The organism is Pseudomonas cichorii, from assembly GCF_018343775.1.
In the GTDB taxonomy this organism is placed as follows: Bacteria; Pseudomonadota; Gammaproteobacteria; order Pseudomonadales; family Pseudomonadaceae; genus Aquipseudomonas; species Aquipseudomonas cichorii.
This window is the reverse complement of record NZ_CP074349.1, coordinates 5,190,694-5,213,878: the sequence shown is the minus strand read 5'-3', so window position 1 is coordinate 5,213,878 and position 23,185 is coordinate 5,190,694. Positions and strand designations below refer to the sequence as shown.

Annotated in this window: 23 protein-coding genes and 1 pseudogene; 10 read left to right on the top strand and 14 right to left on the bottom strand. The window is 59.1% G+C overall.

Annotated elements, in window-relative coordinates; genetic code table 11:
• Positions 1-298: 298 nt before the first annotated feature.
• Together KGD89_RS22195 and KGD89_RS22190 are read left to right on the top strand one after the other, a co-directional pair.
• Positions 299-670: a hypothetical protein gene (locus KGD89_RS22195; protein ID WP_025261958.1), complete on the top strand. Its 372-nt coding sequence runs from the start codon at positions 299-301 to the stop codon at positions 668-670.
• Positions 671-754: 84 nt separating this feature from the next.
• Positions 755-1,513, top strand: a complete 759-nt coding sequence (locus KGD89_RS22190) for a YdcF family protein (protein WP_025261957.1) — start codon at positions 755-757, stop codon at positions 1,511-1,513.
• 52 nt (positions 1,514-1,565) lie between these two features.
• Here the strand turns inward: KGD89_RS22190 and lnt are convergent, their stop codons facing one another.
• The 5 genes from lnt to miaB form a co-directional block, all read right to left on the bottom strand.
• Positions 1,566-3,086 (bottom strand): apolipoprotein N-acyltransferase, encoded by a 1,521-nt coding sequence (gene lnt, locus KGD89_RS22185; RefSeq protein ID WP_025261956.1) that lies wholly within the window; start codon positions 3,084-3,086, stop codon positions 1,566-1,568.
• A 17-nt stretch (positions 3,087-3,103) separates the two neighbouring features.
• Positions 3,104-3,946, bottom strand: a complete 843-nt coding sequence (locus tag KGD89_RS22180; protein WP_025261955.1) for an HlyC/CorC family transporter — start codon at positions 3,944-3,946, stop codon at positions 3,104-3,106.
• A gap of 5 nt (positions 3,947-3,951) precedes the next feature.
• Positions 3,952-4,452, bottom strand: a complete 501-nt coding sequence (gene ybeY, locus KGD89_RS22175) for an rRNA maturation RNase YbeY (protein ID WP_025261954.1) — start codon at positions 4,450-4,452, stop codon at positions 3,952-3,954.
• The gene (locus KGD89_RS22170) at positions 4,445-5,467 is read right to left on the bottom strand and encodes a PhoH family protein (protein ID WP_025261953.1); all 1,023 of its coding nucleotides are present in this window, start codon (positions 5,465-5,467) and stop codon (positions 4,445-4,447) included. The genes ybeY and KGD89_RS22170 overlap by 8 nt, the downstream gene beginning before the upstream one ends.
• 144 nt (positions 5,468-5,611) lie before the next feature.
• Complete coding sequence (miaB, locus tag KGD89_RS22165; RefSeq protein WP_025261952.1) at positions 5,612-6,940, bottom strand: tRNA (N6-isopentenyl adenosine(37)-C2)-methylthiotransferase MiaB; 1,329 nt, start codon at positions 6,938-6,940, stop codon at positions 5,612-5,614.
• A 131-nt stretch (positions 6,941-7,071) separates the two neighbouring features.
• Between miaB and KGD89_RS22160 the strand changes: the two genes are divergently transcribed.
• Complete coding sequence (locus KGD89_RS22160; protein ID WP_025261951.1) at positions 7,072-7,398, top strand: DUF1820 family protein; 327 nt, start codon at positions 7,072-7,074, stop codon at positions 7,396-7,398.
• Positions 7,399-7,442: 44 nt separating this feature from the next.
• Here KGD89_RS22160 and KGD89_RS22155 read toward each other — a convergent pair whose 3' ends face one another.
• Together KGD89_RS22155 and hemL are read right to left on the bottom strand one after the other, a co-directional pair.
• Complete coding sequence (locus KGD89_RS22155) at positions 7,443-7,991, bottom strand: tetratricopeptide repeat protein (protein ID WP_025261950.1); 549 nt, start codon at positions 7,989-7,991, stop codon at positions 7,443-7,445.
• A gap of 197 nt (positions 7,992-8,188) precedes the next feature.
• Positions 8,189-9,472 carry a glutamate-1-semialdehyde 2,1-aminomutase gene (hemL, locus tag KGD89_RS22150; RefSeq protein ID WP_025261949.1) on the bottom strand — a complete coding sequence of 428 codons (1,284 nt, stop codon included), beginning with the start codon at positions 9,470-9,472 and terminating at the stop codon, positions 8,189-8,191.
• 192 nt (positions 9,473-9,664) lie between these two features.
• On the opposite strand from hemL, the gene KGD89_RS22145 reads away from it, so the two are divergent.
• Both KGD89_RS22145 and KGD89_RS22140 read left to right on the top strand, forming a co-directional pair.
• Positions 9,665-11,110, top strand: coding sequence for an AlkA N-terminal domain-containing protein (locus tag KGD89_RS22145; RefSeq protein WP_025261948.1), 1,446 nt, complete (start codon positions 9,665-9,667; stop codon positions 11,108-11,110).
• A complete protein-coding gene (locus KGD89_RS22140) occupies positions 11,107-11,628 on the top strand; it encodes a methylated-DNA--[protein]-cysteine S-methyltransferase (RefSeq protein WP_025261947.1) in 522 nt (173 codons plus the stop codon). The genes KGD89_RS22145 and KGD89_RS22140 overlap by 4 nt, the downstream gene beginning before the upstream one ends.
• A gap of 52 nt (positions 11,629-11,680) precedes the next feature.
• Here KGD89_RS22140 and thiE read toward each other — a convergent pair whose 3' ends face one another.
• A complete protein-coding gene (gene thiE / locus KGD89_RS22135) occupies positions 11,681-12,304 on the bottom strand; it encodes a thiamine phosphate synthase (RefSeq protein ID WP_025261946.1) in 624 nt (207 codons plus the stop codon).
• Between the two features lie 23 nt (positions 12,305-12,327).
• A complete protein-coding gene (locus tag KGD89_RS22130) occupies positions 12,328-13,125 on the bottom strand; it encodes a hydroxymethylpyrimidine/phosphomethylpyrimidine kinase (protein ID WP_025261945.1) in 798 nt (265 codons plus the stop codon).
• A 365-nt stretch (positions 13,126-13,490) separates the two neighbouring features.
• Between KGD89_RS22130 and KGD89_RS22125 the strand changes: the two genes are divergently transcribed.
• The 4 genes from KGD89_RS22125 (at position 13,491) to KGD89_RS22110 (ending at position 19,434) form a co-directional block, all read left to right on the top strand.
• On the top strand, positions 13,491-15,479 hold the full coding sequence (locus KGD89_RS22125; protein WP_025261944.1) for a 7TMR-DISM family protein: 1,989 nt from the start codon (positions 13,491-13,493) through the stop codon (positions 15,477-15,479).
• Between the two features lie 95 nt (positions 15,480-15,574).
• Positions 15,575-17,224 carry an acyl-CoA dehydrogenase family protein gene (locus tag KGD89_RS22120; protein WP_025261943.1) on the top strand — a complete coding sequence of 550 codons (1,650 nt, stop codon included), beginning with the start codon at positions 15,575-15,577 and terminating at the stop codon, positions 17,222-17,224.
• A 52-nt stretch (positions 17,225-17,276) separates the two neighbouring features.
• Positions 17,277-18,740 carry an AMP nucleosidase gene (amn, locus tag KGD89_RS22115; protein WP_025261942.1) on the top strand — a complete coding sequence of 488 codons (1,464 nt, stop codon included), beginning with the start codon at positions 17,277-17,279 and terminating at the stop codon, positions 18,738-18,740.
• Positions 18,741-18,807: 67 nt separating this feature from the next.
• Positions 18,808-19,434, top strand: a complete 627-nt coding sequence (locus KGD89_RS22110; RefSeq protein WP_025261941.1) for an rRNA large subunit pseudouridine synthase E — start codon at positions 18,808-18,810, stop codon at positions 19,432-19,434.
• Positions 19,435-19,579: 145 nt separating this feature from the next.
• Here KGD89_RS22110 and KGD89_RS22105 read toward each other — a convergent pair whose 3' ends face one another.
• The 3 genes and pseudogenes from KGD89_RS22105 to KGD89_RS26500 all read right to left on the bottom strand — a co-directional run.
• On the bottom strand, positions 19,580-19,786 hold the full coding sequence (locus KGD89_RS22105; protein WP_025261940.1) for a DUF2788 domain-containing protein: 207 nt from the start codon (positions 19,784-19,786) through the stop codon (positions 19,580-19,582).
• A 12-nt stretch (positions 19,787-19,798) separates the two neighbouring features.
• On the bottom strand, positions 19,799-20,278 hold the full coding sequence (locus KGD89_RS22100) for an Lrp/AsnC family transcriptional regulator (protein ID WP_025261939.1): 480 nt from the start codon (positions 20,276-20,278) through the stop codon (positions 19,799-19,801).
• Positions 20,279-20,628: 350 nt separating this feature from the next.
• A pseudogene (locus KGD89_RS26500) lies at positions 20,629-21,078 on the bottom strand (hypothetical protein); the annotation flags it as partial.
• On the opposite strand from KGD89_RS26500, the gene KGD89_RS26245 reads away from it, so the two are divergent.
• Positions 21,067-21,789, top strand: a complete 723-nt coding sequence (locus KGD89_RS26245) for a DUF6515 family protein (RefSeq protein WP_038400613.1) — start codon at positions 21,067-21,069, stop codon at positions 21,787-21,789. The pseudogene KGD89_RS26500 and the gene KGD89_RS26245 overlap by 12 nt on opposite strands.
• On the opposite strand, the gene KGD89_RS22090 is transcribed toward KGD89_RS26245, so the two are convergent.
• Positions 21,786-22,688, bottom strand: a complete 903-nt coding sequence (locus tag KGD89_RS22090; protein WP_025261937.1) for a cation diffusion facilitator family transporter — start codon at positions 22,686-22,688, stop codon at positions 21,786-21,788. The genes KGD89_RS26245 and KGD89_RS22090 overlap by 4 nt on opposite strands.
• Positions 22,689-22,710: 22 nt before the next feature.
• Positions 22,711-23,130, bottom strand: coding sequence for a hypothetical protein (locus KGD89_RS22085; protein ID WP_025261936.1), 420 nt, complete (start codon positions 23,128-23,130; stop codon positions 22,711-22,713).
• Positions 23,131-23,185 lie beyond the last annotated feature (55 nt).

Here is a 23,185-nt window from a genome sequence, read left to right as displayed (position 1 = left end):
GATTGGTGACCCTTGACCTCTTCATTGCTTCGCCGAGTCAGCTTGGCACCCTTTGCCGGACAATCGTGACTGTCTTTGCGGTGCGTACAGGCTCTTGGAGAGCGGAAGTGGAATTACAGGAAGCGCCGTAGCATACATGAGCGCTGTCTACCGAGGGAAACGCTGATTGTTACACCGCCCCTCCAAAGACCGTTCAGACGGCTCTATCTGGCCGTTGGTCGCAGTATCTCGCCTGTTTTTACAGCAGCGCTAAGCTCAATGACGAGAGTATGTTTTTACTCTTCAAAGAGGTGAGCGGATGACAGAGTTGCAGCACACAGTAAGCACTCCTGAGCTGTATGAACGTTTGATCCATCGTCTGGGGCTTGCTCTGGAAACGGCAGATACTGCGGTTCGACTCCGTAACGAGTCGCCCGTCGAGCTTGAACTTGCAGGTTTGAGCAGTGCCGAACTCGAATTTATCGAGGCTTATCTTGAGAAAGATACGATGGGTGTGAGCGGGGCTGTTAAGGGTAAGTCTGAGGGCAGTTTCATTGTTTCGCCGGAGCAGACACATTCGATAATGCCGCCCAAAGAGTCCGCCAGAATCATCTGGCTCAAGGACAGGAGGCGGGCCAGGGTATCGGGTGGGTTGAGCCGTTACACGTCAAATACCACGTTCAAGCTCTAACCGTAGCGGGCTGCGTGTCCGCCTTATAAGCATTGCTGCTTAGTGTCAAAAAACTTAGGCTTCGGGCATCTCTGGAGATGCTCGATGCCTATACGTTATCTGCTTAAAGCCCTTCTTCTGCCTCCGGGCATTTTCTTTGTATTGCTGATCAGCGCCTGGTGGCTGCGTCGCACCCGTCCGCGTATCGCGGCTGTGTGTTTCACGCTGGGCCTGGGCGGCTTCTGGCTGATGACCCTGCCTGTGGTGGTGGAGTGGGCTGCGCGGGGGCTTGAAAGCGAGCAGCCCTTGTCGCGCCAGCAGTGGTCGACGCTTGCGCAGCAGGCCGATGCCATTGTGGTGCTTGGGGCAGGGCGCGAGCGCAATGACCCGGCCTGGGGCACGGATACCCCGACGGGGCCCGGACTTGAGCGGTTGCGCTTTGCTGCACAACTGTCGAAGGCTTCAGGGCTGCCGATCCTGACAACCGGTGGCCTGCATTTTGGCGAGCCGCCAAGCGAGGCAGCGATCATGGCTCAATCGCTGCAAGATGACTTCGGTGTCACGGTGCGCTGGCAGGAAGGGCTCAGCCGCACCACCTGGGAGAATGCGACCATGACAGCCGAGGTCTTGCAGCCCTTGGGAATCAAGCGGGTTGTGGTGGTCACTCAGGCATGGCACATGCCTCGCTCACGCTGGAGCTTCGAGGAAGCAGGTTTCACCGTAGTCGCCGCCCCCGTCGGATTCCTGGGAAGCGCCAACGACCAGCCATTGGGTGGCTGGGTACCTGAAGCCAAAGCTTTCATGCAGAACATGTGGTTGATCAATGAAGCGTTGGGGCAGTTGTTTTATAGGGTTGTGTATTGAGCTGCAAGCCGCAAGCTTTAAGCTTCACGTCAAAAGCTTGTAGCTCCCTTCCCTATACCGTCTTTGCAATTCGCTCCGCCAGCAATGCCCAGCCAAACAACAGCCCGCAGACGATGATCAGCGGCCATGAGCGCCAGTGCAGGTAGGGTGTCAGTTCCTGCATCGGGACCACTTCGCCATACAGCACGCCGCGTTCAAATTGCGGTATCTGCACGGTGATCTTGCCGAACGGGTCGATCAGGCCGGTGACGCCGTTGTTGGTGGCACGGATCATCCAGCGACCGGCCTCCAGGGCGCGCATCTGTGCCATCTGCAGGTGTTGCAGCGGGCCAATGGAGGTGCCGAACCAGGTGTCGTTGCTGATGGTCAGCAGCACGTCGCTTTGTGCCGCAAGGCTGGCCGCGAATTCCGGGTAGACCACTTCATAGCAAATGAACGGCGCAACCTGATAACCCTTGGCCTGCAGCATGCTCTGGTCGCTCGGGCCGCGGGCGAAGTCTGACATTGGCAGATCGAAGAAGGCGATCAGCCCGCGAAGAATGTCCTGCAGCGGCACGTATTCGCCAAACGGAACAAGCTTCTGCTTCAGATAGGTGCCATCACCTTCCCCAGTGACCGTGATGCCGTTGTAGTAACGGGACTCGCCGCGCTCGGTCACTTCGCGCACCGGTACGCCGGTAATGAGCGCCGAGCCTCGTTGGGCGGCAAACTTGCCCATCATCGTCAGATAACCTTCCGCCGACTCCTTGAGCACCGGCACAGCTGTTTCCGGCCAGACGATCAGGTCGGCCTGCTGCGAGTTGAATGTCATGTCGCGATAAAGCGCCAGTTGCGCATTCAACTGCTTGGGGTCCCACTTCATGCTTTGTTCGATGTTGCCCTGTATCGCCGCGACTTTCAGCGGTGCGCCTGCCGGTGAAGTCCAGGCGTGGTTTTTGAGGGCGATACCGATAATCCAGGGTGCCAGCAACAGCACGACGCCTGCTACCAGGAAGGACTTGCGTGCCCGCAAGCGGTGCAGATTGCTCAGCAGTGCAACGGTCAGCGCCAGTACGAAGGAGATAAGCCAGATACCACCGACCGGTGCCAGGCCGGCCAGCGGACCATGGAGCTGGCTGTAACCCGAATACAGCCACGGGAAGCCGGTCAGGAACCAGCCGCGGAAGGCTTCCTGAGCGGTCCACAAGGCCGCGAAGGCCAGGGCGTCGGCCAGCGGCGCTTCATTGCGGCGAATCCAGCGTGCCCAGACCCAGGCGGGCAGGGCAAAGAACAGGGCGATCAGGCTGATGAACAACAGCATCAACAAGCCGGCCAGTAGTGGCGAGGCACCACCGTAGGTGTTGATGCTGACGTAGATCCAGCTGGTGCCTGCGCCGAACAGGCCGAAGCCGTAGCACCAGCCCCTGACGAATGCCTGGCGCGGACTCGGCTCGCGCAGGCCCAGGTAGAAAATCGCCACCGCCACCAGGGCCAGAGGCCAGATGTCGAAGGGCGCCAGGGCCAGGGTCGTGAGTCCGCCAGCCGCCACGGCCAGCAGATTACCGGGCCAGCCGGGACGGGTTATCCAGCGCATGTCTATTCCTTGAAGCGTTACGGGCGAGAGATAGGGCTCAGGCGTAGTAAGTGAATGCGACGGCTGTCAGCGCTCAGGACACGGAAACGATAGGCACCGATTTCGGTGATTTCGTTGCGCTTGGGCAAATGACCGAATGCATTCATGACCAGCCCGCCGACCGTATCGAATTCGTCATCGGAGAATTCGCTGTCGAAGAACTCGTTGAAGCTCTCGATGGGAGTCAGGGCCTTGACCAGAAAGTCGCCGCTGGGCAGCGGTTTGATGTAGCTGTCCTCTTCGACGTCATGCTCGTCCTCGATGTCGCCGACGATCTGTTCCAGCACGTCTTCGATGGTCACCAGACCGGCCACACCGCCGTATTCGTCAATGACGATGGCCATGTGGTTGTGGTTGGCGCGGAACTCGCGCAGCAGCACGTTGAGGCGCTTGGACTCGGGGACGAATGTCGCCGGGCGCAGCAGGCTCTTGATGTCGTCGCTGTCGCCGTCGGCCTTGAGGATCAGCGGCAGCAGATCCTTGGCCAGCAGCACGCCGAGCACGTCGTCGTGGCTTTCGCCGATCACCGGATAGCGCGAATGTGCGGCATCGATGACAGCTGGCAGGAATTCGCGGGGTGTCTGGGTCGCCTTGATGCTGATCATCTGCGAGCGCGGCACCATGATGTCGCGTACTTGCAGGTCAGCCACCTGAATGGCCCCTTCGACAATGGCCAGCGCTTCGCTGTCCAGCAGTTTGTTCTGTTGGGCTTCGCGTAGCAGCTCAAGCAGCTCCTGGCGGTTTTTCGGCTCGTGGACAAAAGCCTGGGTCAGTTTACCCAGCCATGACTTTTGTCCGTTGCTCGATCGGTCTTCGCTCATAGCCCTTACTCGTGATCCTTGCTTGTCGTTTCTGAAGGTTGATGTTCGGCGCTTTCGTCGTCTGCATAAGGATCCGGATAGCCCAGTTCCTCAAGCAACGTTCGTTCCAGTGCTTCCATTTCTTCGGCCTCTTCATCGTCGATATGGTCGTAACCAAGCAGATGAAGGCAGCCGTGAATGACCATGTGCGCCCAATGCGCATCAACGGCCTTGCCTTGTTCCTGTGCTTCGCGATTGACCACCGGCACGCAGATGACCAGATCGCCCAGCAGCGGGATGTCCAGCATGTCGTCGGGCACGTCCGCAGGAAAGGAAAGCACGTTGGTGGCGTAATCTTTGTGCCGCCATGTGTGATTAAGTTCGCGCCCTTCGGGTTCGTCGACCAGACGGATGGTCAGCTCCGAATCGGCGCTGCGCTGGCGCAGGCCCATTTCGCACCAGAGGCGGAACTGGGCTTCGCTGGGGGCTTTGGTTTCGCTTGCCAGTTGCAGATCCAGCTCAAGCATCGCGGCGGCTGTCCCGTGAGGAATTGACGCTGCTGCTCTGCGTGTCGCTGAAACGGTCATCGAAGCGCTCATAGGCTTCGACGATGCGCTGCACCAGCGGATGGCGAACCACGTCCTTGGGTTTGAAATGGGTGAAGCTGATGCCCGGTACGTCCTTGAGAACATCGATGACATGAGTCAGGCCCGACTTCGTGCCCTTGGGCAGGTCGACCTGGGTAATGTCACCCGTGATGACGGCGGTAGAGCCAAAGCCAATACGGGTCAGGAACATTTTCATCTGCTCGACGGTGGTGTTCTGACTTTCGTCGAGAATGATGAAGCTGTTATTAAGGGTGCGTCCGCGCATGTAGGCCAGCGGTGCAACTTCAATGACCTGCTTCTCGATCAGCTTGGCGACGTATTCGAAGCCCAGCATTTCGTAGAGGGCGTCGTAGAGCGGGCGCAGATAGGGGTCGATCTTCTGGGCCAGGTCGCCGGGCAGGAAGCCGAGCTTTTCACCCGCTTCCACGGCCGGACGCACCAGCAGGATGCGGCGGATCTGCTCGCGCTCCAGGGCATCCACCGCACAGGCGACGGCCAGATAGGTCTTGCCGGTCCCCGCAGGGCCGATGCCGAAGTTGATGTCGTTCCCGAGTATTTCCTTGACGTAACGCTGCTGATTCAAGCCGCGTGGGCGAATCATGCCTTTCTTGGTGCGCAGGGCCACGCCCACTTCGGCGGCCGGATGGTTGTCCAGCCCGTCGACACCGGATTCCTGCAGGAACAGGTGAACCATGTCTGGCGTCAGGTCCGTACCTTTGGTTTCACGGTACAGGCGGCGCAGAAGGTTTTCAGCCGAGGTGGTTTGCCGGGACTCGCCAATGAGCTCGAATTGATTGCCGCGATTGCGGATCTCGATGTCCAGGCGTTGTTCGATCAAGCGCAGATGCTCGTCGAGTTGCCCGCACAAGTTGGCGAAACGATGGGCCTCGAAAGGTTCGAGGATGAAGCGATGAGGTTCTGTGGGAGCGTTCAAGGTCGTTTTTAGCCGCCCGACGGCAGTTGAGTTGAATTGAAGAATACCCCTAGAGAACTTTGGGCGAAAGGTCTGACGTCGTTCGCAAATGAATTCGCCCCCAGCGGGCCATCCGTAGGAGCGAATTCATTCGCGAAGAAAACCCTACTGCAACAGCGAACCACGCAGCGAATGCGGCTGTGCATCGTCAATGTGCACATCGGCGAATTGCCCGATCAGCTTGGGGTTGTCGCAGCGAAAGTTGACGATCCGGTTGTTTTCGGTGCGCCCTTGCAACTCGCCGGGGTCCTTTTTCGAGTAATCGGTCACCAGGATGCGCTGGGTGCTGCCGACCATTTGTCGGCTGATCTCGAAACCCTGCTGGTTGAGACGATGTTGCAGGGCCGCCAGGCGTTCCTTTTTGAGGGCTTCCGGGGTGTCGTCTTTCAGATCGGCGGCTGGCGTACCAGGGCGCGGGCTGTAGATGAACGAGAACGAAAAATCGAAACCCACGTCCTGGATCAGCTTCATGGTGTTCTCGAAGTCTTTCTCGGTTTCGCCCGGAAAGCCGACGATGAAGTCCGAACTGATGCTGATACCCGGCACGGCAGCCTTGAGTTTGCGCAGCTTGGATTTGTATTCCAGCGTGGTGTGATTGCGCTTCATGGCCGCCAGGACACGGTCGGAGCCTGATTGCACCGGCAGGTGCAGGTGTTTGACCAGTTCCGGCACTTCGGCGTGGGCCTGGATCAGGCTGTCGGAAAACTCCAGAGGGTGTGAAGTGGTGTAGCGGATGCGGTCGATACCATCGACTGCCGCAACCACGCGGATCAGGTCGGCCAGATCGGCGACGCGGCCGTCATGGGTCGTGCCGCGATAGCCGTTGACGTTCTGGCCCAGCAGCGTGATTTCACGCACGCCGTTTTCGGCCAGGTGAATGACTTCTGCCAGTACGTCATCGAACGGACGGCTGACTTCTTCACCACGGGTATAAGGCACGACGCAGAACGTGCAGTACTTGCTGCAACCTTCCATCACCGACACATAGGCACTTGGCCCGTCGATGCGCGGCTCGGGCAGGTGGTCGAATTTCTCGATTTCCGGGAACGACACATCCACCTGAGGCAGGCGGGTGATGCGTGCGGTGTCGATCATTTCCGGCAGGCGGTGCAGGGTTTGCGGGCCGAAGACCACGTCCACGTAAGGAGCGCGATCACGAATGGCCGCGCCTTCCTGACTGGCGACGCAACCACCGACAGCGATGACCATCTCTGGGTTGGCCAGCTTCAGTTCACGCCAGCGACCCAGTTGGGAGTAGACCCGATCCTGGGCTCGCTCGCGAATCGAGCAGGTATTGAGCAGGATCACGTCGGCATCTTCCGCGCGAGCGGTGACTTCCAGGGCTTGATGTTCGCCCAGCAGATCGACCATGCGCGAGCTGTCGTACTCGTTCATCTGGCAACCGTGGGTTTCGATATAAAGCTTCTTGGCCATGCGTGATCATCAGCGGATTCAAAGAACCGCGCATTATAGGGACGATGCTCACGGGTTCCTAGCGTTGGCTGTCCGATGGGCATGCTATAGTTCGTGCCCTTTTTTCAATCCCCGATCGTTATCCGGCTTTTATGACCAAACGCGAAGCTCCAATCTACAAGGTTATTTTCCTCAACCAGGGCCAGGTGTTCGAGATGTACGCCAAGCAGATCTATCAGAGCGATCTGTGGGGATTTCTGGAAGTGGAAGAGTTCGTCTTCGGCGAGCGCACGACTGTCGTGGTTGATCCCAGCGAAGAAAAGCTCAAGGCACAGTTCGAGGGCGTGGTGCGCAGTTTCGTGCCGATGCATTCGATTGTGCGTATCGACGAGGTCGAGCGCATGGGTACGCCAAAGATCAGCGAGGCGCGTGGAGGTGGCAATGTAATGCCGTTTCCGATGCCAATGCCTGAAAAGTAGAAAGCAGTAGAACAGTAAGGAAAGCCTGCCCTGAAGCGATTCGATCAGGGCAGTGGCGAGAACGGGCTGCGCCCTTCAGCGGTTTGCAGTTCCATCAGGTATTTGCGGAAGATCTGGCCCAGCACCTGGGTCGCGACTTCCAGTTCGTCGCGCTTCATCTTGGCCGATACTTCGTCCGCCGCATCCAGCGCTTCTTCCGAGCCATTGACCGCCGCCATCTTCAGCACGATATACGCCTGAATGTTATTGGCCTGCACGCCTTCGCCGCGGGCGAACATCAAGCCCAACTGATACTGCGCCTGCGCATGGCCCAGCAACGACGCCTGCTCGAAATAGTTCAGCGCCTGTGGCAGGTCACGAGGGGTGTTCTGGCCTTCGTAATAGAACTCGCCCAGCTCGTATTGCGCTTGTGCATCCCCCGATTGTGCAGCTTGCTGGCATGCCGAAAGCGCAGCCGGAAGATTCTCGGGCTGAGTATTGAGGGTACAACGACCCACCGCTGGGATTAACAACGAGTTGCTCCCTGCATTGGTCAGCAGGGGATAGACAAGCAACAGGCAGCCCAATGCAAGGGTGCGGCCGGTGCGGTTCATGGGAGTCGACTTACCTCTGAAAAAGGTGCGGGCTTGCCCGTCCAGCGAAACGTGCTGGCTGGCCATTATGAAATAAGCAGGGCCAACCTTACAAAGTCTTTACGGATTTTCTGCTGCACGGGCTGATTTAACACCCCGTAGGAGCGAATTCATTCGCGAAAAAAATTATTCACGAATGAATTCGTTCCTACATTAGCTTATTTCAGCGCAGCGAACGCTTTTTCGGCAGCATCCAGGGTCAGTTTCAGCTCCGCTTCGCCATGAGCGATGGAGGTGAAGCCGGCTTCAAATGCGCTTGGCGCAAGGTATACGCCGCCTTCCAGCATCAGGTGGAAGAAGCGTTTGAAGCGGTCGGCATCGCTGGTCATGACGTCCTGGAAGGTCACGATTTCCTTGGCGTCACTGAAATACAGGCCAAACATGCCGCCCGCCTGAGTGGTCACGAACGGGATACCCGCCGCGTCGGCACGTTGCTGCAAGCCTTCGAGCAGGCGGCGCGTGTAGTCGCTCAGCTCATCGTGGAAGCCTTCGCGGCTGATCAGGCGCAACGTTGTCAGGCCTGCGGCCATGGCCAGCGGGTTGCCCGACAGCGTACCGGCCTGATAGACCGGACCCAGCGGTGCGATATGCGACATGATTTCGCGTTTGCCGCCAAAGCAGCCTACAGGCATGCCGCCGCCAATGATTTTGCCGAAGGTGCTCAGGTCCGGTGTCACGCCGTAGTAAGCCTGGGCGCCGCCGAGTGCCACGCGGAAACCGGTCATCACTTCGTCGAAGATCAGCACCACGCCATGTTCGTCGCACAGGGCGCGCAGGCCTTGCAGGTAGCCCGGTGCAGGCGGAACACAGTTCATGTTGCCCGCGACCGGCTCGACGATGATGCACGCCACTTCCTGACCGACATCGGCCAGCAACTGGCGGACGGCTTCCAGGTCATTGAACGGTACGGTCAGGGTGTGTTTGGCGAACGCTGCCGGAACGCCGGGCGAGCTGGGCACGCCCAGGGTCAGTGCGCCGGAGCCAGCTTTTACCAGCAGGCTGTCGGAGTGGCCGTGGTAGCAGCCTTCAAACTTGATGATGCTGTCGCGGCCGGTGTAGCCACGGGCCAGGCGAATCGCGCTCATGGTCGCTTCGGTGCCGGAGCTGACCATGCGTACCATTTCCATGGAAGGCACGAGTGAGCAGACCAGGTCGGCCATTTCGGTTTCCATGGCGGTCGGTGCACCATAGGACAGGCCGTGTTCCAGTTGGCTGCGCACGGCGTCGAGCACTTGCGGATGGCTGTGGCCCAGAATCATCGGTCCCCAGGAGCCGACGTAATCGACATAACGCTTGTCGTCTTCGTCAGTCACGTAAGCGCCGGCAGCATGTTTGAAGAACAGGGGCGTGCCGCCAACGCTCTTGAATGCGCGGACCGGCGAGTTGACACCGCCTGGGATGTGTTTCTGGGCGTTGGCGAAGAGTGTTTCGGAACGGGACATGATCGGGTCTCTGCTTTTTAACCTGGAAGTCGTTTCTACGCTGAATGTGCAGCTCTGTGCATGGCTGCTTCGGTGACGTCACGAGGCCTGAAGGCGTAGGGAGCCGCACTATAGCAAATGCCACATGGCTGCCGGATGCACATGTCCGAATTCAGCCAGACTTTTTCCCGGCGCAGGAGTAGGGTCAGCCTCATGAAAACTCTTGATCCAGATGTGTGCTATGCGGCCTTTATCGCCCGGGACCGCCGTTTTGACGGTTGGTTTTTCATGGGCGTATCGACGACCGGGATCTATTGTCGGCCCATGTGCCCGGTGCGTAAGCCACTGGCCAGAAATTGCAGTTTCTATGCAACGGCAGCGGCTGCCGAGCAGGCGGGCTTTCGTCCGTGCCTGCGCTGCCGCCCGGAACTGGCACCCGGCCACGGCTTGCTGGATGTCTCCAGTCGCTTGGCCCAGGCTGCCGCACGCTTGATAGACGAAGGCTTTTTAAGCGGCAGAAGCCTCGATGCCCTGTCTGATCGGGTTGGCGTGACCTCGCGGCATCTGCGGCGGATCTTCGAGGCCGAGTTTGGTGTGTCGATGATCGATTATTCCCAGACCCAGCGGCTGCTGATCGCCAAGCGTCTGTTGACCGATACAGGCATGTCCATGGCTGAAGTGGCGCTGGCTTCCGGGTTTGGCAGCGTCAGGCGTTTCAATGATGTCTTTCAGGCGCGTTATGGCCTCAACCCGTTGCGCTTGAGGAAGACGACGAACCGAGGCGGCGAGGCCAGCATGCGTTTCGAGTTGTCGTATCGGCCGCCTTTTTCATGGGCTGGCGTGCTGGAGTTTCTGGCGCATCGTTGTATTGCCGGGGTCGAGCATGTGGATGACGAGTCCTATACCCGGGTGATCACGGTCGAACAGGCGGGTCGCCGTCTGGCCGGCTGGCTGACAGTGAGCCATGCGCCATTGCGCCATGCTCTGGTGGTGACGGTGTCGGCCTCTCTTCAGTCGGGGATCGCTCAGGTATTGGGGCGCGTGCGGCGGGTGTTCGATACGGGCTGTCGGCCTGATCTGGTGGATGCCCATTTAGGCCCGCTGGTTGCCGGGTTGCCGGGCATGCGTGTACCGGGCGCTTTCGAGGGTTTCGAGATCGCGGTTCGGGCGGTGGTTGGCCAGCAGATATCGGTGACTCAGGCCCGGTTGATTCTGGGGCGTATCGCCGAGCGTTTCGGTACGGCGGTGGATGAGGCACCTTTCGGGCTGCAGCATGCGTTCCCGACGGCTGAAGCGATTGCCTGCCTGGCTGCGGAGGATCTGATTGCCACAGGTATCATCCGGATTCGTGCCGAGGCCATTATTTCCGTGGCTCAGGAAGTGGCGGCAGGGCGCATCATTCTCGAACCGCTGGTGCCTCTGGATGAAACCCTGTCAGCCTTGCGGCATATTCGCGGCATCGGTGAATGGACCGTGCAATATATCGCCATGCGCGCCTTGGGCTGGCCCAATGCCTTTCCCGAAGGCGATGCGGTACTCAAGAAACATCTAGGCTGTGCAACGGTCGCCCAGCTCAATGAATACGCCAGCCAGTGGGCTCCCTGGCGTGCTTACGCTACGGTGCATGTCTGGCGTCAACGTGAGGAGGCCAAAAAATGATTCATGGTTATCTGCTTTCTAGCCCGCTGGGCGATGTTGCTTTACGAGCCGAGGACGATGCGCTGACCGGCGTGTACTTCGTCGGCCAGAAATACTTTCCGCAACTGGTCATGCTGCCCAACGATCATGCCGTCCCAAGAGTAATCCGCCAGGCCCAGGAGCAACTGACCGAGTTTTTCAGTGGTCAGCGTCGGGTCTTCGAGGTGCCGCTGCGTTTTCGGGGGACGTCCTTTCAGGAGCAGGTCTGGTGCGAATTGGCGCGGATTCCCTATGGCGAAGTGCTGTCCTACGGCGCCATGGCCCGAAAAATGGGCTTGAGCCCCGGGCATTCACGTGCGGTGGGTACAGCCAACGGCAAGAACCCGATTTCGATCATTGTGCCTTGCCATCGGGTCATTGGTGCGGGCGGGGATCTGACGGGTTACGCCGGTGGCGTTGATCGCAAACGGGCGTTACTGGCGCTCGAGAACGCCAATGGCATGCCTGATTTTGAGCTGAAGGTTATCGGGGTCGTTTAGAGAACGGGCCTGAAGTGAATGTGCTCTTCGTGGGAGGGAGCTTGCGAGCCAATCACTCACGAAACAGATCATTGAACGCCTTCGCTCGCTGCGTCACTTCCTGCGGACTCTCTGCGCCGAACAGCCCGTTAACCACCGCCAGCAGATCCGCCCCGTGGGCCACCAGTTGCGGGGCGTTCTCCACGGTAATGCCGCCAATCACGGCAATCGGCAGATGCACTTTGGCGCGCACCTGATCCAGCAGGTCAAAAGGCACGGCGGGCGCATCGGGTTTGGTCTGGGAGTTGAAAAAACGCCCGAATGCCACATAGGTGGCACCGTCTGCCTTGGCCTTTTCAGCCAGCTCAAGCTTGCCGTGGCAAGTGGCCCCGACAATCGCCTTATGACCCAGCAGTGCCCTGGCATCCGGGAGCGAGCCATCGGTTTGCCCAAGATGAACCCCGACGCCCAGGCGGGCTGCCAGTTCGGCGTCGTCGTTGATGATCAATCGGGTCTTGTACTGCTCGCACAACTTGAGCAGTTCGCTGGCTTCGCGCAGGCGACGTGATTCGTCGCTGGTCTTGTCCCGATACTGCAGCAGGGTCACGCCACCGTCGAGGGCGGCCTGGACGTAGGTCAGGAATTTACCGGCCAGCAATGTGCTGTCGGTAATGGCATACAGGCCACGTAGTTTCATCGAATGAGCCTCATGGCTGGGCGTTACGAACCAAAATCCAGCGGCAGGCGGCGAGGCACGAATTGCCCTTTGCCCAACTGCTCAGCGTCTCGCAACGTTCGCCAGGTGTAATCCAGTGCCGTTTGCACCGCGCTGATCAGGCCTTCTCCCTGAGCCAGTCGCCCAGCCAGGGCGCTGGCCAGCGTGCAGCCCGAACCGTGATAGCTGCCGGGCAGGCGCTGACAGATAAAGGTGTGGCTCTGACCACAGCGGGTGTACAGTCGGTTGTGCACTTCCTGCTCATCGCCATGCCCGCCGGTGATCAGAAGGTTCTCGCAGAATGGCAGCAGTTTTTGCGCGCATTCGTCGGCCGTGCCGTCAGGCAGTTCGGCCAGGATGCGGGCTTCAGGCAGGTTGGGAGTGGCAATCGTCGACAGTGGAAGCAGGCGCTCACGCATTGCGTAGCCGACCTCATCCTTGCCCAGTTGGCCACCGCCGCCCGCGCGCAGAACCGGGTCACAGACCACAGGCAAGTCGGGGTGCTCGATCAGCAATTGGGCAACGGTGTCGACCATTTCCAGCGAACCCAGCATACCCAGCTTGACTGCTGCTACGCTCGAATCATTGAAGACCGCATTGGCCTGGGCCAGGACCCATTCGCGGTCGAGAACGCGAAAGTCGCTGACATTGACGGTGTCCTGAACAGTCAGGGCAGTCACGGCCGCAGCAGCATGGCAGCCTTGGGCGAGCAGGGCTTCGATATCGGCCTGCAAGCCAGCACCACCGCTGGGATCGTGGCCGCTGAGGCAGAGGACTACGGGACGGGAGCTATAGATATTCATGGTGCGCGAGCTTATCACTAAACCTTTCCCGGGCTGTCGGTCGTTCCGGTTTTTTCTGGGCAAAGGTGAAAACCTGATGATGCCCTCAAGACAGAAATATTTGAGTTTGCTCTGCAAGTGCCGAGATAGAGCCGTTGCTTTTATTTTAAAGCGGTAGTGACTATAGGCCATTAACCGCTATGCTTGGTTATTCCTGAAGCCTTTTTGTCTCTGGTGATTTCTATCGCCAGAGTCGGGTGATCAGCGTAAGCAAGGTCCACATACTGACGTGTCTGTTTTGAACTATTGCCTGTTTCAAGGAAAGAAATTTGCGGGGCGTCGTCATCAACGGATGAAATGACAGCGACGTTCTACCTTGGGGCTTTATGCGCTATTTGCTGATCATGCTGGTTGCCTGGTTTCCCTTGCTGGCTCATGCCGTCGAGTTTGATGAAAACATTCGCAGCTTGCCGTTGGGGCGCGAGATTCAGGTTTTTGAAGACGTGAGTGGCAAGGCGAATATCGACAGGGTCCTCTCCGAGGCGGGAGCCTTTCGTGTGCTCGACAGTGAAACACTCAACGCGGGCTATTCGCGCTCGGCGTTCTGGCTGAAGGTCGATCTGTTCTACAAACCCAATCCCCGTGCACCGCATTCCGACTGGCTGCTGGAACTGGCCTATCCACCGATGGACCATGTGGATGTCTATCTACCGGACGGCAACGGGCGCTATCAACTGGCCTGGAAGACCGGCGACATGCTGCCGTTTTCAAGCCGCGACGTTAAGCAGGGCAACTTCGTGTTCGGGGTAGACCTGCAGCCGGGCAAGCAGACTACGGTTTATATGCGCATCGCCAGCAAGGGGCCGATCCAGGCACCGCTCAATCTGTGGGCCAGCCACGCCTACATGGAAGAACAGCCCGCCAAGGTCTATATCCTGGGGCTGATCTATGGCGTGTTGACGGGCATGCTGGTCTACAACCTGTTCATCTATATCAGCGTGCGCGACCCCGGTTATCTGTATTACATCCTCTATATCGCCTCGTTCGGCCTGTATCAGCTCTCTATCAATGGCGTCGCTATTGAGTATCTCTGGCCGAACAGCCCGGTGTGGGCCAACACCGCTACGCCTTTGCTGATGGCGATCTCGGTGTTTTTCGTCAGCCAGTTTTCACGCAGCTTTCTGCAGACCAGAGCCCTGGCGCGCTGGCTGGATTTTCTGTTGATTGCAGTGATGGGCGGTGCCGTGGTGGCAGTGCTGCTGGCCCTGTTTGCCAATTACGGCCTGGCATTGCGCAGCGTGACGATGCTGGTGCTGGCGTGTTTCCTGGCGATGCTGACAGCCGGGATCACAGCGGTGCTCAAAGGCGTACGAATCGCTCGCTACTTCCTGGCGGCCTGGGTTGTGTTTCTGATGGGCGGACTGGTCAACGCCGTGATGCTGTTCGGTTATATCCCCAATACCTTTCTTAGCCTGTACGCCAGCCAGATCAGTTCAGTGCTGGAAATGGCGCTGCTGTCGCTGGCGCTGGCTGACCGAGTCAACCATATCCGCGAGCAACAGGCGCAGACCCTGCTGGAAGCCGGCAAGGACATGGAACGCCTGAACCGCCAGCTGGCCACCAGCAACCGGCTCAAGGACGAGTTTCTGGCCACGTTGACCCATGAGCTTCGAACCCCGATGAATGGGGTCATCGGTTCACTGGAGCTGATGCAGACAGTACCGATGGACGGCGAGCTGGAGATGTATCAGCAAACGGCCTCTGCCTCCGCTCAGGACATGATGAGCATGATCAACGGCATCCTGACCCTGACCGAGCTTCAGGCCGGTGTGCTGTATGCCGAAAGCGATGCCTTCGATACGTGCGGCCTGTTTGAACAGTTGCGTGACCGTTTTCGCGGCGCAGCCCAGGCCAAGGGGCTGGAGTTGAGCTTTGAACTGGACGAGCAGATGCCGGAAAGCGTACGCGGCGATGTTCACAAGCTGTACCAGTGCCTTGAGTGCCTGCTGGACAATGCGATCAAGTTCACCAAGCGAGGCGCGGTCAAGGTACGCGCCATGTCTCAGCAGCATGACAACGATGTCCTGCTGCTGCGGGTCGAGGTGATGGACACCGGTATAGGCTTCAGCCAACTGGATGAAGCGACGTTGTATCAGCGCTTCTTCCAGGTCGATGGCTCCATGACCCGCGAGTATGGCGGACTGGGAATCGGCCTGGCGATCTGCCGGCAACTGGTCGAATTGCAGGGCGGAAGCCTCAGCCATCGCTCCGAGCCGGGGAAGGGCAGTTGCTTCACCTTGAGCCTGCCTTTGTTGATGGGCATACCGGGCGCCGTGCGCAGGGCTCCAGCCGCCAAGGCTCAATGGGGAATCTGAGGGGCGGAAAAAAGCCCGATCATTGGTCATGAACGGCACTGTTTAAAGCTCTTGTTGCGTGGTTCACTGCTGCAAACGCAGACAGGAGGCCACTCATGAACCTGCATCAATTCGCCGAAACCCATCAGGTGACCAACCAGCCGCCGTCACTGAACGGCGTCAACCTCTACCGCATCGACCTGCCACTGCAAACCTGGGTAAAACGTTTTGGCGCGGCTTGGGCCGAGCCCCGTATCGATGCTTATGGTGCCCTGGCGGGCGGACCTCTCATGGAGGCCGGTTTCCTCGCCAATCAGAACAAGCCGACCTTCGCCAGTCATGACAGATATGGCAATCGCATCGATCTGGTCGAGTTTCACCCGGCTTATCACCAGTTGATGAGCACTGCCATCGACCATGGCATTCCCTCTTTGCCATGGACCGATCCGCAACCCGGTGCCCATGTAGCGCGGGCTGCGATGAGTTATCTGCACACCCAGGCCGACCCCGGCAGCGGATGCCCACTGACCATGACCTTTGCCAGCGTCCCGGCCCTCAGGCTGCAGCCTGAACTGGCGCAGATATGGTTGCCGAAAATCCTGTCCACCCGATACGACCCGCGTAATGTCGGTATCGCCCATAAAACCGGTGCAACCATCGGCATGGCCATGACCGAGAAACAGGGCGGCACCGATGTGCGCGCCAACACCACGCGGGCTTATCCGGTCGGGGCAGGCGGGCCGGGACAGGCTTATGAACTGGTGGGCCACAAGTGGTTCTGCTCCGCCCCCATGTGCGATGCGTTCCTGACCCTGGCGCAGACCGACAAGGGCCTGAGCTGTTTCCTGCTGCCACGTCATCGGCCGGATGACACCCGCAACGAGTTCTATATCCAGCGTCTGAAAGACAAACTGGGCAACTGGTCCAACGCCTCCAGCGAAATCGAACTGCGCGGCGCACTGGCCTGGATGGTTGGTGAAGAGGGCCGGGGTGTGCCGACCATCATTGAAATGGTCGCCATGACCCGTTTCGACTGCATGATCGGTTCCAGCGCCCTGATGCGTCAGGCCGTGACCCAGGCCACGCACCACTGCGCCCATCGCAAGGTCGGTGGGCGACTGCTCAGCGAGCAGCCGTTGATGCAGAACGTGCTGGCCGACCTGGCACTGGAAAGCGAAGCCGCGCTGGCGCTGACCCTGCGCATGGGGCGCGCGCTGGACCATCTGGATGACGATCATGAGGCGCGCTTTGTGCGGCTGGTCACGGCGGTGGGCAAGTACTGGATCTGCAAGCGTGCGCCGGCCATGATCAACGAAGCCGCCGAATGCATGGGCGGCGCCGGTTATGTCGAAGACAGCATTCTGCCGCGCCTGTATCGCGAAGCGCCGGTCAACTCGATCTGGGAAGGATCCGGCAATGTGCAGTGTCTGGACGTGTTGCGGGCGCTGTCGAAGGAGTCAGGCGTGCTGGATGCGCTGTTCGCTGAACTGGGCGACGGGCATGGTGACCGGCACCTGAAGGCGCATATCGAAAAACTGAAAGCCGCATTCACGGACACCCGCGATATCCAGTACCGCGCCCGACAGCTGACCGAAGATATCGCGGTGGGCTTGCAGGCCAGACTGCTGCTTGAAGCGGGCAATGCGTCTGTCAGTGATGGTTTCATTGCCGGTCGACTGCTGTCATCCGGACGGGTTTATGGCGCTTTGCCGGTAGGTGTCGATGCAGAAACTTTACTGGCTCGCTCTTCGCCGCAGGTGGCATAAGCACGCGAACCCGTTAGGATGAGGGTCTGCAAGATCAGACAGGACCTAAACCGTGACGCAAGCCTTTGTTGTTGTAGAAAGCGCCGAGCAAGCTGTGGAGCGGCTCGCAGAACTGCATGAACGTGCAACCAGTGCATTGAGCCAGGCGCTCAAGCGCTACCTGAAAGACCGCGTCGAACCCGACGCCGAGCAACGAGCGCTGTTCCGCTACCCGGAATTGCGCCTGACCTACGCCTATCAGGGCGATGTGCCGCTGACCACCCGCGCCTACGCAAAGGTGCAGTTGCCCGGCACCTATAGCGTCACCGTGACCCACCCCAAGGCATTCCGCAAATACCTGCTTGAGCAACTGCGGCCGTTGATGAGTGATTTCACCGTCACTATCGAAGTGGGCGTGAGCGAGCAGAACATTCCTTACCCGTACGTGGTCGAGCAGGGCGATGAACTGGCAGGCTCCGGCGTGACCGCCGCTGCGCTGGCCCGTGTTTTCCCCAGCACCGACTTGTCCGCCGCGACCGACGGCATCGCTGATGGCCTTTATGACTGGGCCAATACCGATCCGCTGCCGCTGGCACTGTTCGACGCGGCGCGGGTGGACTTCTCGCTGCGGCGTCTGGTGCATTACACCGGCAGTGACTGGCGTCATGTGCAGCCCTGGATTCTGCTGACCAACTACCATCGCTACGTTGACCAGTTCATCCTGCATGGCCTGGAAAAACTGCGCGACGACCCGCGTTTCGTGCGCATGGTGTTGCCCGGCAATGTGGTGGTCGACAAGAGCATGGGCGTCGAAGAGGCCCAGGCCATTGTTGCCAGTGTGGTCTGGCACCGTTACCAGATGCCGGCCTATCACCTGATCGCGGAAGATGGTCATGGTGTCACGCTGGTCAATATCGGCGTCGGCCCGTCCAATGCCAAGAACATCACCGATCACCTGGCGGTGCTGCGTCCGCATTGCTGGCTGATGATCGGCCACTGCGGCGGCCTGCGTCAGTCCCAGACCATTGGTGACTATGTGCTTGCCCACGCCTACATGCGTCGCGATGGCATTCTGGATCGCGTACTGCCTCCGCACATTCCGATCCCGGCCCTGGCCGAAGTGCAACTGGCGTTGCAGGAATCGGCGGCGCAGATCACCGGCGAACGTGGCGATGATCTCAAGAAGCGTCTGCGCACAGGCACGGTCCTGACCTACGATGACCGTAACTGGGAACTGCGCTGGGCTCAGGAACGTCCGCTCATCAACCTGTCCCGTGCTGTGGCCGTGGATATGGAAAGTGGCACCATCGCAGCTCAAGGCTACCGTCTACGCGTACCTTACGGCACATTGCTTTGCGTATCGGACAAGCCTTTGCACAGTGAAATCAAATTGCCGGGTTCGGCCAACGCTTTCTACGAGCGTGCCGTCAGCCAGCATTTGAAGATCGGCATCGCGGCCCTGGACCTGCTGCGCACCGAGCTGCACTCGTTGCACTCACGCAAACTGCGCAGTTTCGACGAGCCGCCGTTCCGTTAAGTGTTGGTATTTATGCAAAGGGCCACTAAAGTGGCCCTTTCTGTTTGTCCAAGTCACTGAAGCCCACATGTCCCGCACCCAACGTCCAGTGTCTCGCCGTCCAGCTCCCAAAAGTCCCGGCGCTGCCCGTCGCGTCGCCAAGGCGCCGCCAGCCGAACCCAAACTCATCCTGTTCAACAAGCCTTTCGATGTGCTGACGCAATTCAGCGATGGCGAAGGCCGGGCAACGCTCAAGGACTTTATCGACATTCCCGGCGTTTACCCGGCCGGGCGTCTGGACCTCGACAGTGAAGGCTTGCTGCTGCTGACCAATGACGGCCAGCTTCAGGCGCGGATTGCCGACCCCAAACACAAACTGCCCAAGACGTATTGGGTGCAGGTTGAAGGCGAGCCGACCGAGGAGCAACTGCAACAACTGCGCAACGGCGTCGAACTCAACGATGGCCCGACCTTGCCTGCCGAGGCTCGTCAACTGGACGAACCGCAACTCTGGCCGCGCAACCCACCGGTACGCTTTCGCAAGAGCGTACCGACCCGTTGGCTCGAGCTGATCATCAAGGAAGGCCGTAACCGACAGGTGCGGCGCATGACTGCAGCGGTGGGCCTGCCAACCCTGCGGCTGGTGCGGGTCAGGATTGGCGACTGGACCCTGGAGGGACTGGATCAGGGGCAGTACCGGGAAATAAAGCCCTGACTGATAAGGTCATAAATCACTTTGTGGGAGGCAGCTTGCTGGCGACTTCAGCGCAGAAGACGCAGAATATCTGCCGGTTTTCAGGCCTTTTTCGCCAGTAAGCTGCCTCCTGCAAGTTTGTGTGTGCCTTGATTGATCGAGGTTCTCAGGAGCCATTCTCGATATAGGCAATCACCAGGCTTTTGATCACGAATGCCATGATGCCCAGGCCCAGCACGAAGAACAGAATCAAGGTGCCGAATTTGCCAGCCTTGGACTTTTTCGCCAGATCCCAGACGATAAAACCCATGAAACCAATCAGGATGGTGACCAGAATGGTCATCATCCATTCTTCAAAAAGCACGGGGTCCATCGTTTACTCCGTCTAACTGCGCAGATGAGTCAAGGGCAACTCAGTGCTGGCCAGCACCTGATTGAGCACGAAGCTCGACTTGACGCTGGTGACGCCTTCGATACGGGTAAGATGGCCCAGCAGCAGTTTCTGGTAATGATCCATGTCAGGAACCACCACTTTCAATTGATAATCGGCGTCCATTCCGGTTACCAGGCTGCATTCCTGCACCTGAGGCAGGTTGCGGATCTGTTGTTCGAAATGCTCGAATCGTTCCGGCGTATGGCGATCCATGCCGATCAGCACATAGGCCGTCAGGTTCAGGCTGAGCTTCTTGCGATCCAGCAAGGCAACCTGACGCACGATATAGCCGTCGTCTTCGAGTTGTTTCACGCGGCGTGAGCAGGGCGATGGCGACAGCCCGATACGCTCTGCCAGTTCCTGGTTGGAAATGCGTGCGTCGCGTTGCAGTTCGGCCAAAATGCTCAGGTCATATCTGTCGAGCTTGCTCACGATGTTCCCCTTTGTGAGTTGAATTGCGCTGAATTATTGGTATGAAGTAAAAAATTGCGCAAGTAATGTTTTTATGAGCAATCTTCGCAATCTTTTGCTGGTCCGGCAGGTCTATTCTTTTCAACAGAATCACTGCCCGGACACAGCGTCCAGCGCGACTCGCCCAATCAGGCAGTCGCGGCCTCCCACCCGACAGGGTCGGCCAGGCCCCCGGGCTACATACAGTCCAGAAGACGTATGAGGTGAGCCGACGTCAAAAGTGTCGCGCCAGGACGAAGTATCTCAAGGGGGCCAATCAGGCCCCCTTTTCTTTGCGTCCTGATAAAGTACGCAGAACGGCGCGCCACTCTTACAGTCTTATTTACGTCTACCCGCGTCCTAGTGAGGAAAGCATGAAATCTGGCATCTGGAAGCTGACGGGGTTAAGTCTGCTGTGTCTGAGCATCAGTGCCCATGCTGTGGCCGATGATGACTCCTTCAAGGACCAGTATCGCGGCAGTTCCGGGGACAATGGGCAACAGCGCAGAATCCAGCAACAGCAGCAGAACCAGCAGTTTCAGGTCGAGCGGCAGCAACAGCAGCAGATTCAGCAACAACAGAATCAGCAGCGTCAGGTCGAGCGCCAGCAACAGCAGCAGATCTACCAGCAGCAACAGAATCAACAACGCCAGATCCAGGATCAGTTGCAACAGCAGCGTAACGTCGAGCGCCAGCAGCAACAGCAAATCTACCAGCAACAACAGAATCAGCAGCGCCAGATCCAGGACCAGCAAAACCAGCAACGGCAGATCGAACGCCAGCAGTTTCAACAGCACCAGAACAATCTGCCGATTCAGACCGCACCTCGGGAATCCTGGCAAACCCAGCAACCACGTCAGGGTTATTACCAGGACAACCCGCGTGGCAATCGCAACTGGTCGGCCGGTAATGGCCGTCCCAATGATCGCTGGGAAGGTCGGCCCGACGGGCGCGGCAATGGCTGGGGCCCAGGCCCGCAGTATCGACCCGGTTATACGATAGACCGGGTTCCCGGCGGTTACTCGCGCATCCCGTATCGCGGGCAGGATTATTTCTATTCACAAGGCTACTGGTATCGCCCGCAAGGCCCGCGTTATGTGGTGGTAACGCCGCCTTATGGCCTGCGCGTGCGCAGCCTGCCGTCCTACTCGCAGGAAATCTGGATTGGCAGCTCGCTGCTGTTCCTGGCGGCTGGCACTTACTACGCCTACCAGTCCGACAGTCAGGATTATGTGGTGGTCAACCCGCCGCAGAATCAGCCGACCTACAGTCAGGCACCTGCGCAGAACGGTTATGACCCGGTTTCCTACCCGCTCAATGGCCAAAGCCCTGAGCAGGTCGAGCTGGATCGTTACCAATGCTACCGCTGGGCCGTAGAACAAAGCGGCTTCGATCCGGCGAACATTACCTCCCAGCCACAGGCCGAGGTGGTGGATCTTTATCGTCGCTCGATGGGCGCCTGCCTTGCGGGGCGAGGCTACAGCGTCAACTAGGTTGATCGGGCCGAAGCCTGCTTCACCACTTCTTGTGGATCGGCATGCACCAGCACTTCCGCTTTTGGATACTGCTGGTGTATGGCGTTTTCCACCTGATCGCACAGCCCATGGGCGACGCTGAGCGTCAGACTCCCCGGTAACTCCAGATGCAACTGCACGAACCAGCGATTGCCGGAAATCCTCGTACGCAGGTCATGTGCGCCCAGAACCCCCGGCACGCCGCACGCCAGTTCCAGCATGTGCTGGCTGACATCGGCCGGCAGCTCTTCGTCCATCAGCACCGATACCGTCTCGCGAGCAATTTGAAACGCACTCCAAAGAATGTAGACGGCAATTCCCAGTCCGAAGTAGGCATCCAGCTGTTGCCAGCCGAATAACGTCAGCGTCAGAGCCAGCAGAATGCTGAAATTGAGCAGCAGATCGGAGCGGTAGTGCAGCGAGTCGGCGCGGATGGCCGCCGAGCCGGTTTCCTTGATGACCCTGTGTTGCAGCCAGAGCAAGGCCATGGTCAGAATCAGTGACAGCACCATGACCGCGATCCCGAGTCCTGCCGCGCCCAAGGGCTCGGGATGCTGGATACGCTCGATGGCCTGAAAGGCGATCAGCCCGGCACTCACGGCAATGAACAGCGCCTGAGCCATGCCCGACAGCGCTTCAGCCTTGCCGTGACCATAACGATGATCCTCATCTGCCGGGCGCAGCGCGTAATGCACCGCCAGCAGATTGAGGAACGAGGCCGCGCCATCCAGCAGCGAATCGGTCAGGCCGGCCAGGAGGCTCACCGACCCGCTGAACCACCAGGCCACGCCCTTGGCGATGATGAGCGTGCTGGCCACCAGCAGCGATGCCCGCGTTGCAAGGCGCAGCAGGCGGGCGTGTTCGGTGCTGGTGTTCATGACGCGTCCTTGTCGAAGGGCCTCAAGCCGCAGGTTTCAGGCCCAGTGTGGCCAGTTGCTCGACGCTGCCCTTGTACTGGATCAGGCGAGGGTCGTTGAGCGGCAGGGATTGGCCCAGCTCGCTTTCCAGAATGGCTTGCAGCTTGCTGTTGTCGACACTGCCGTCAGCATTGATCGCCGGTTGCAGCTTCTGCGGATCGACCTGCGCATGCCCGGTCGGCGTGTAGTAGATCGCGCCCGTGGTGAAGTCCACAGCCAGAGCAATAACGCCCGGAATCACATAGAACAACAGGCCGACGGCATCCAGAGCAAGAATGGCTGGGTCGATCTTGCCTTCGATCTGTCCGCGACGATCAGGATAGAAAATGCTGCCGCACGCAGAAATCTGAGTCAAAAGCGTGGCGACCAGAACGCCGCCGATAAAACGGGATGGAATGCGCATGGAGAACTCCTGAAGTGAGGTGGCAACTATACAAGGCAAAGGCTACGTCGCTAAG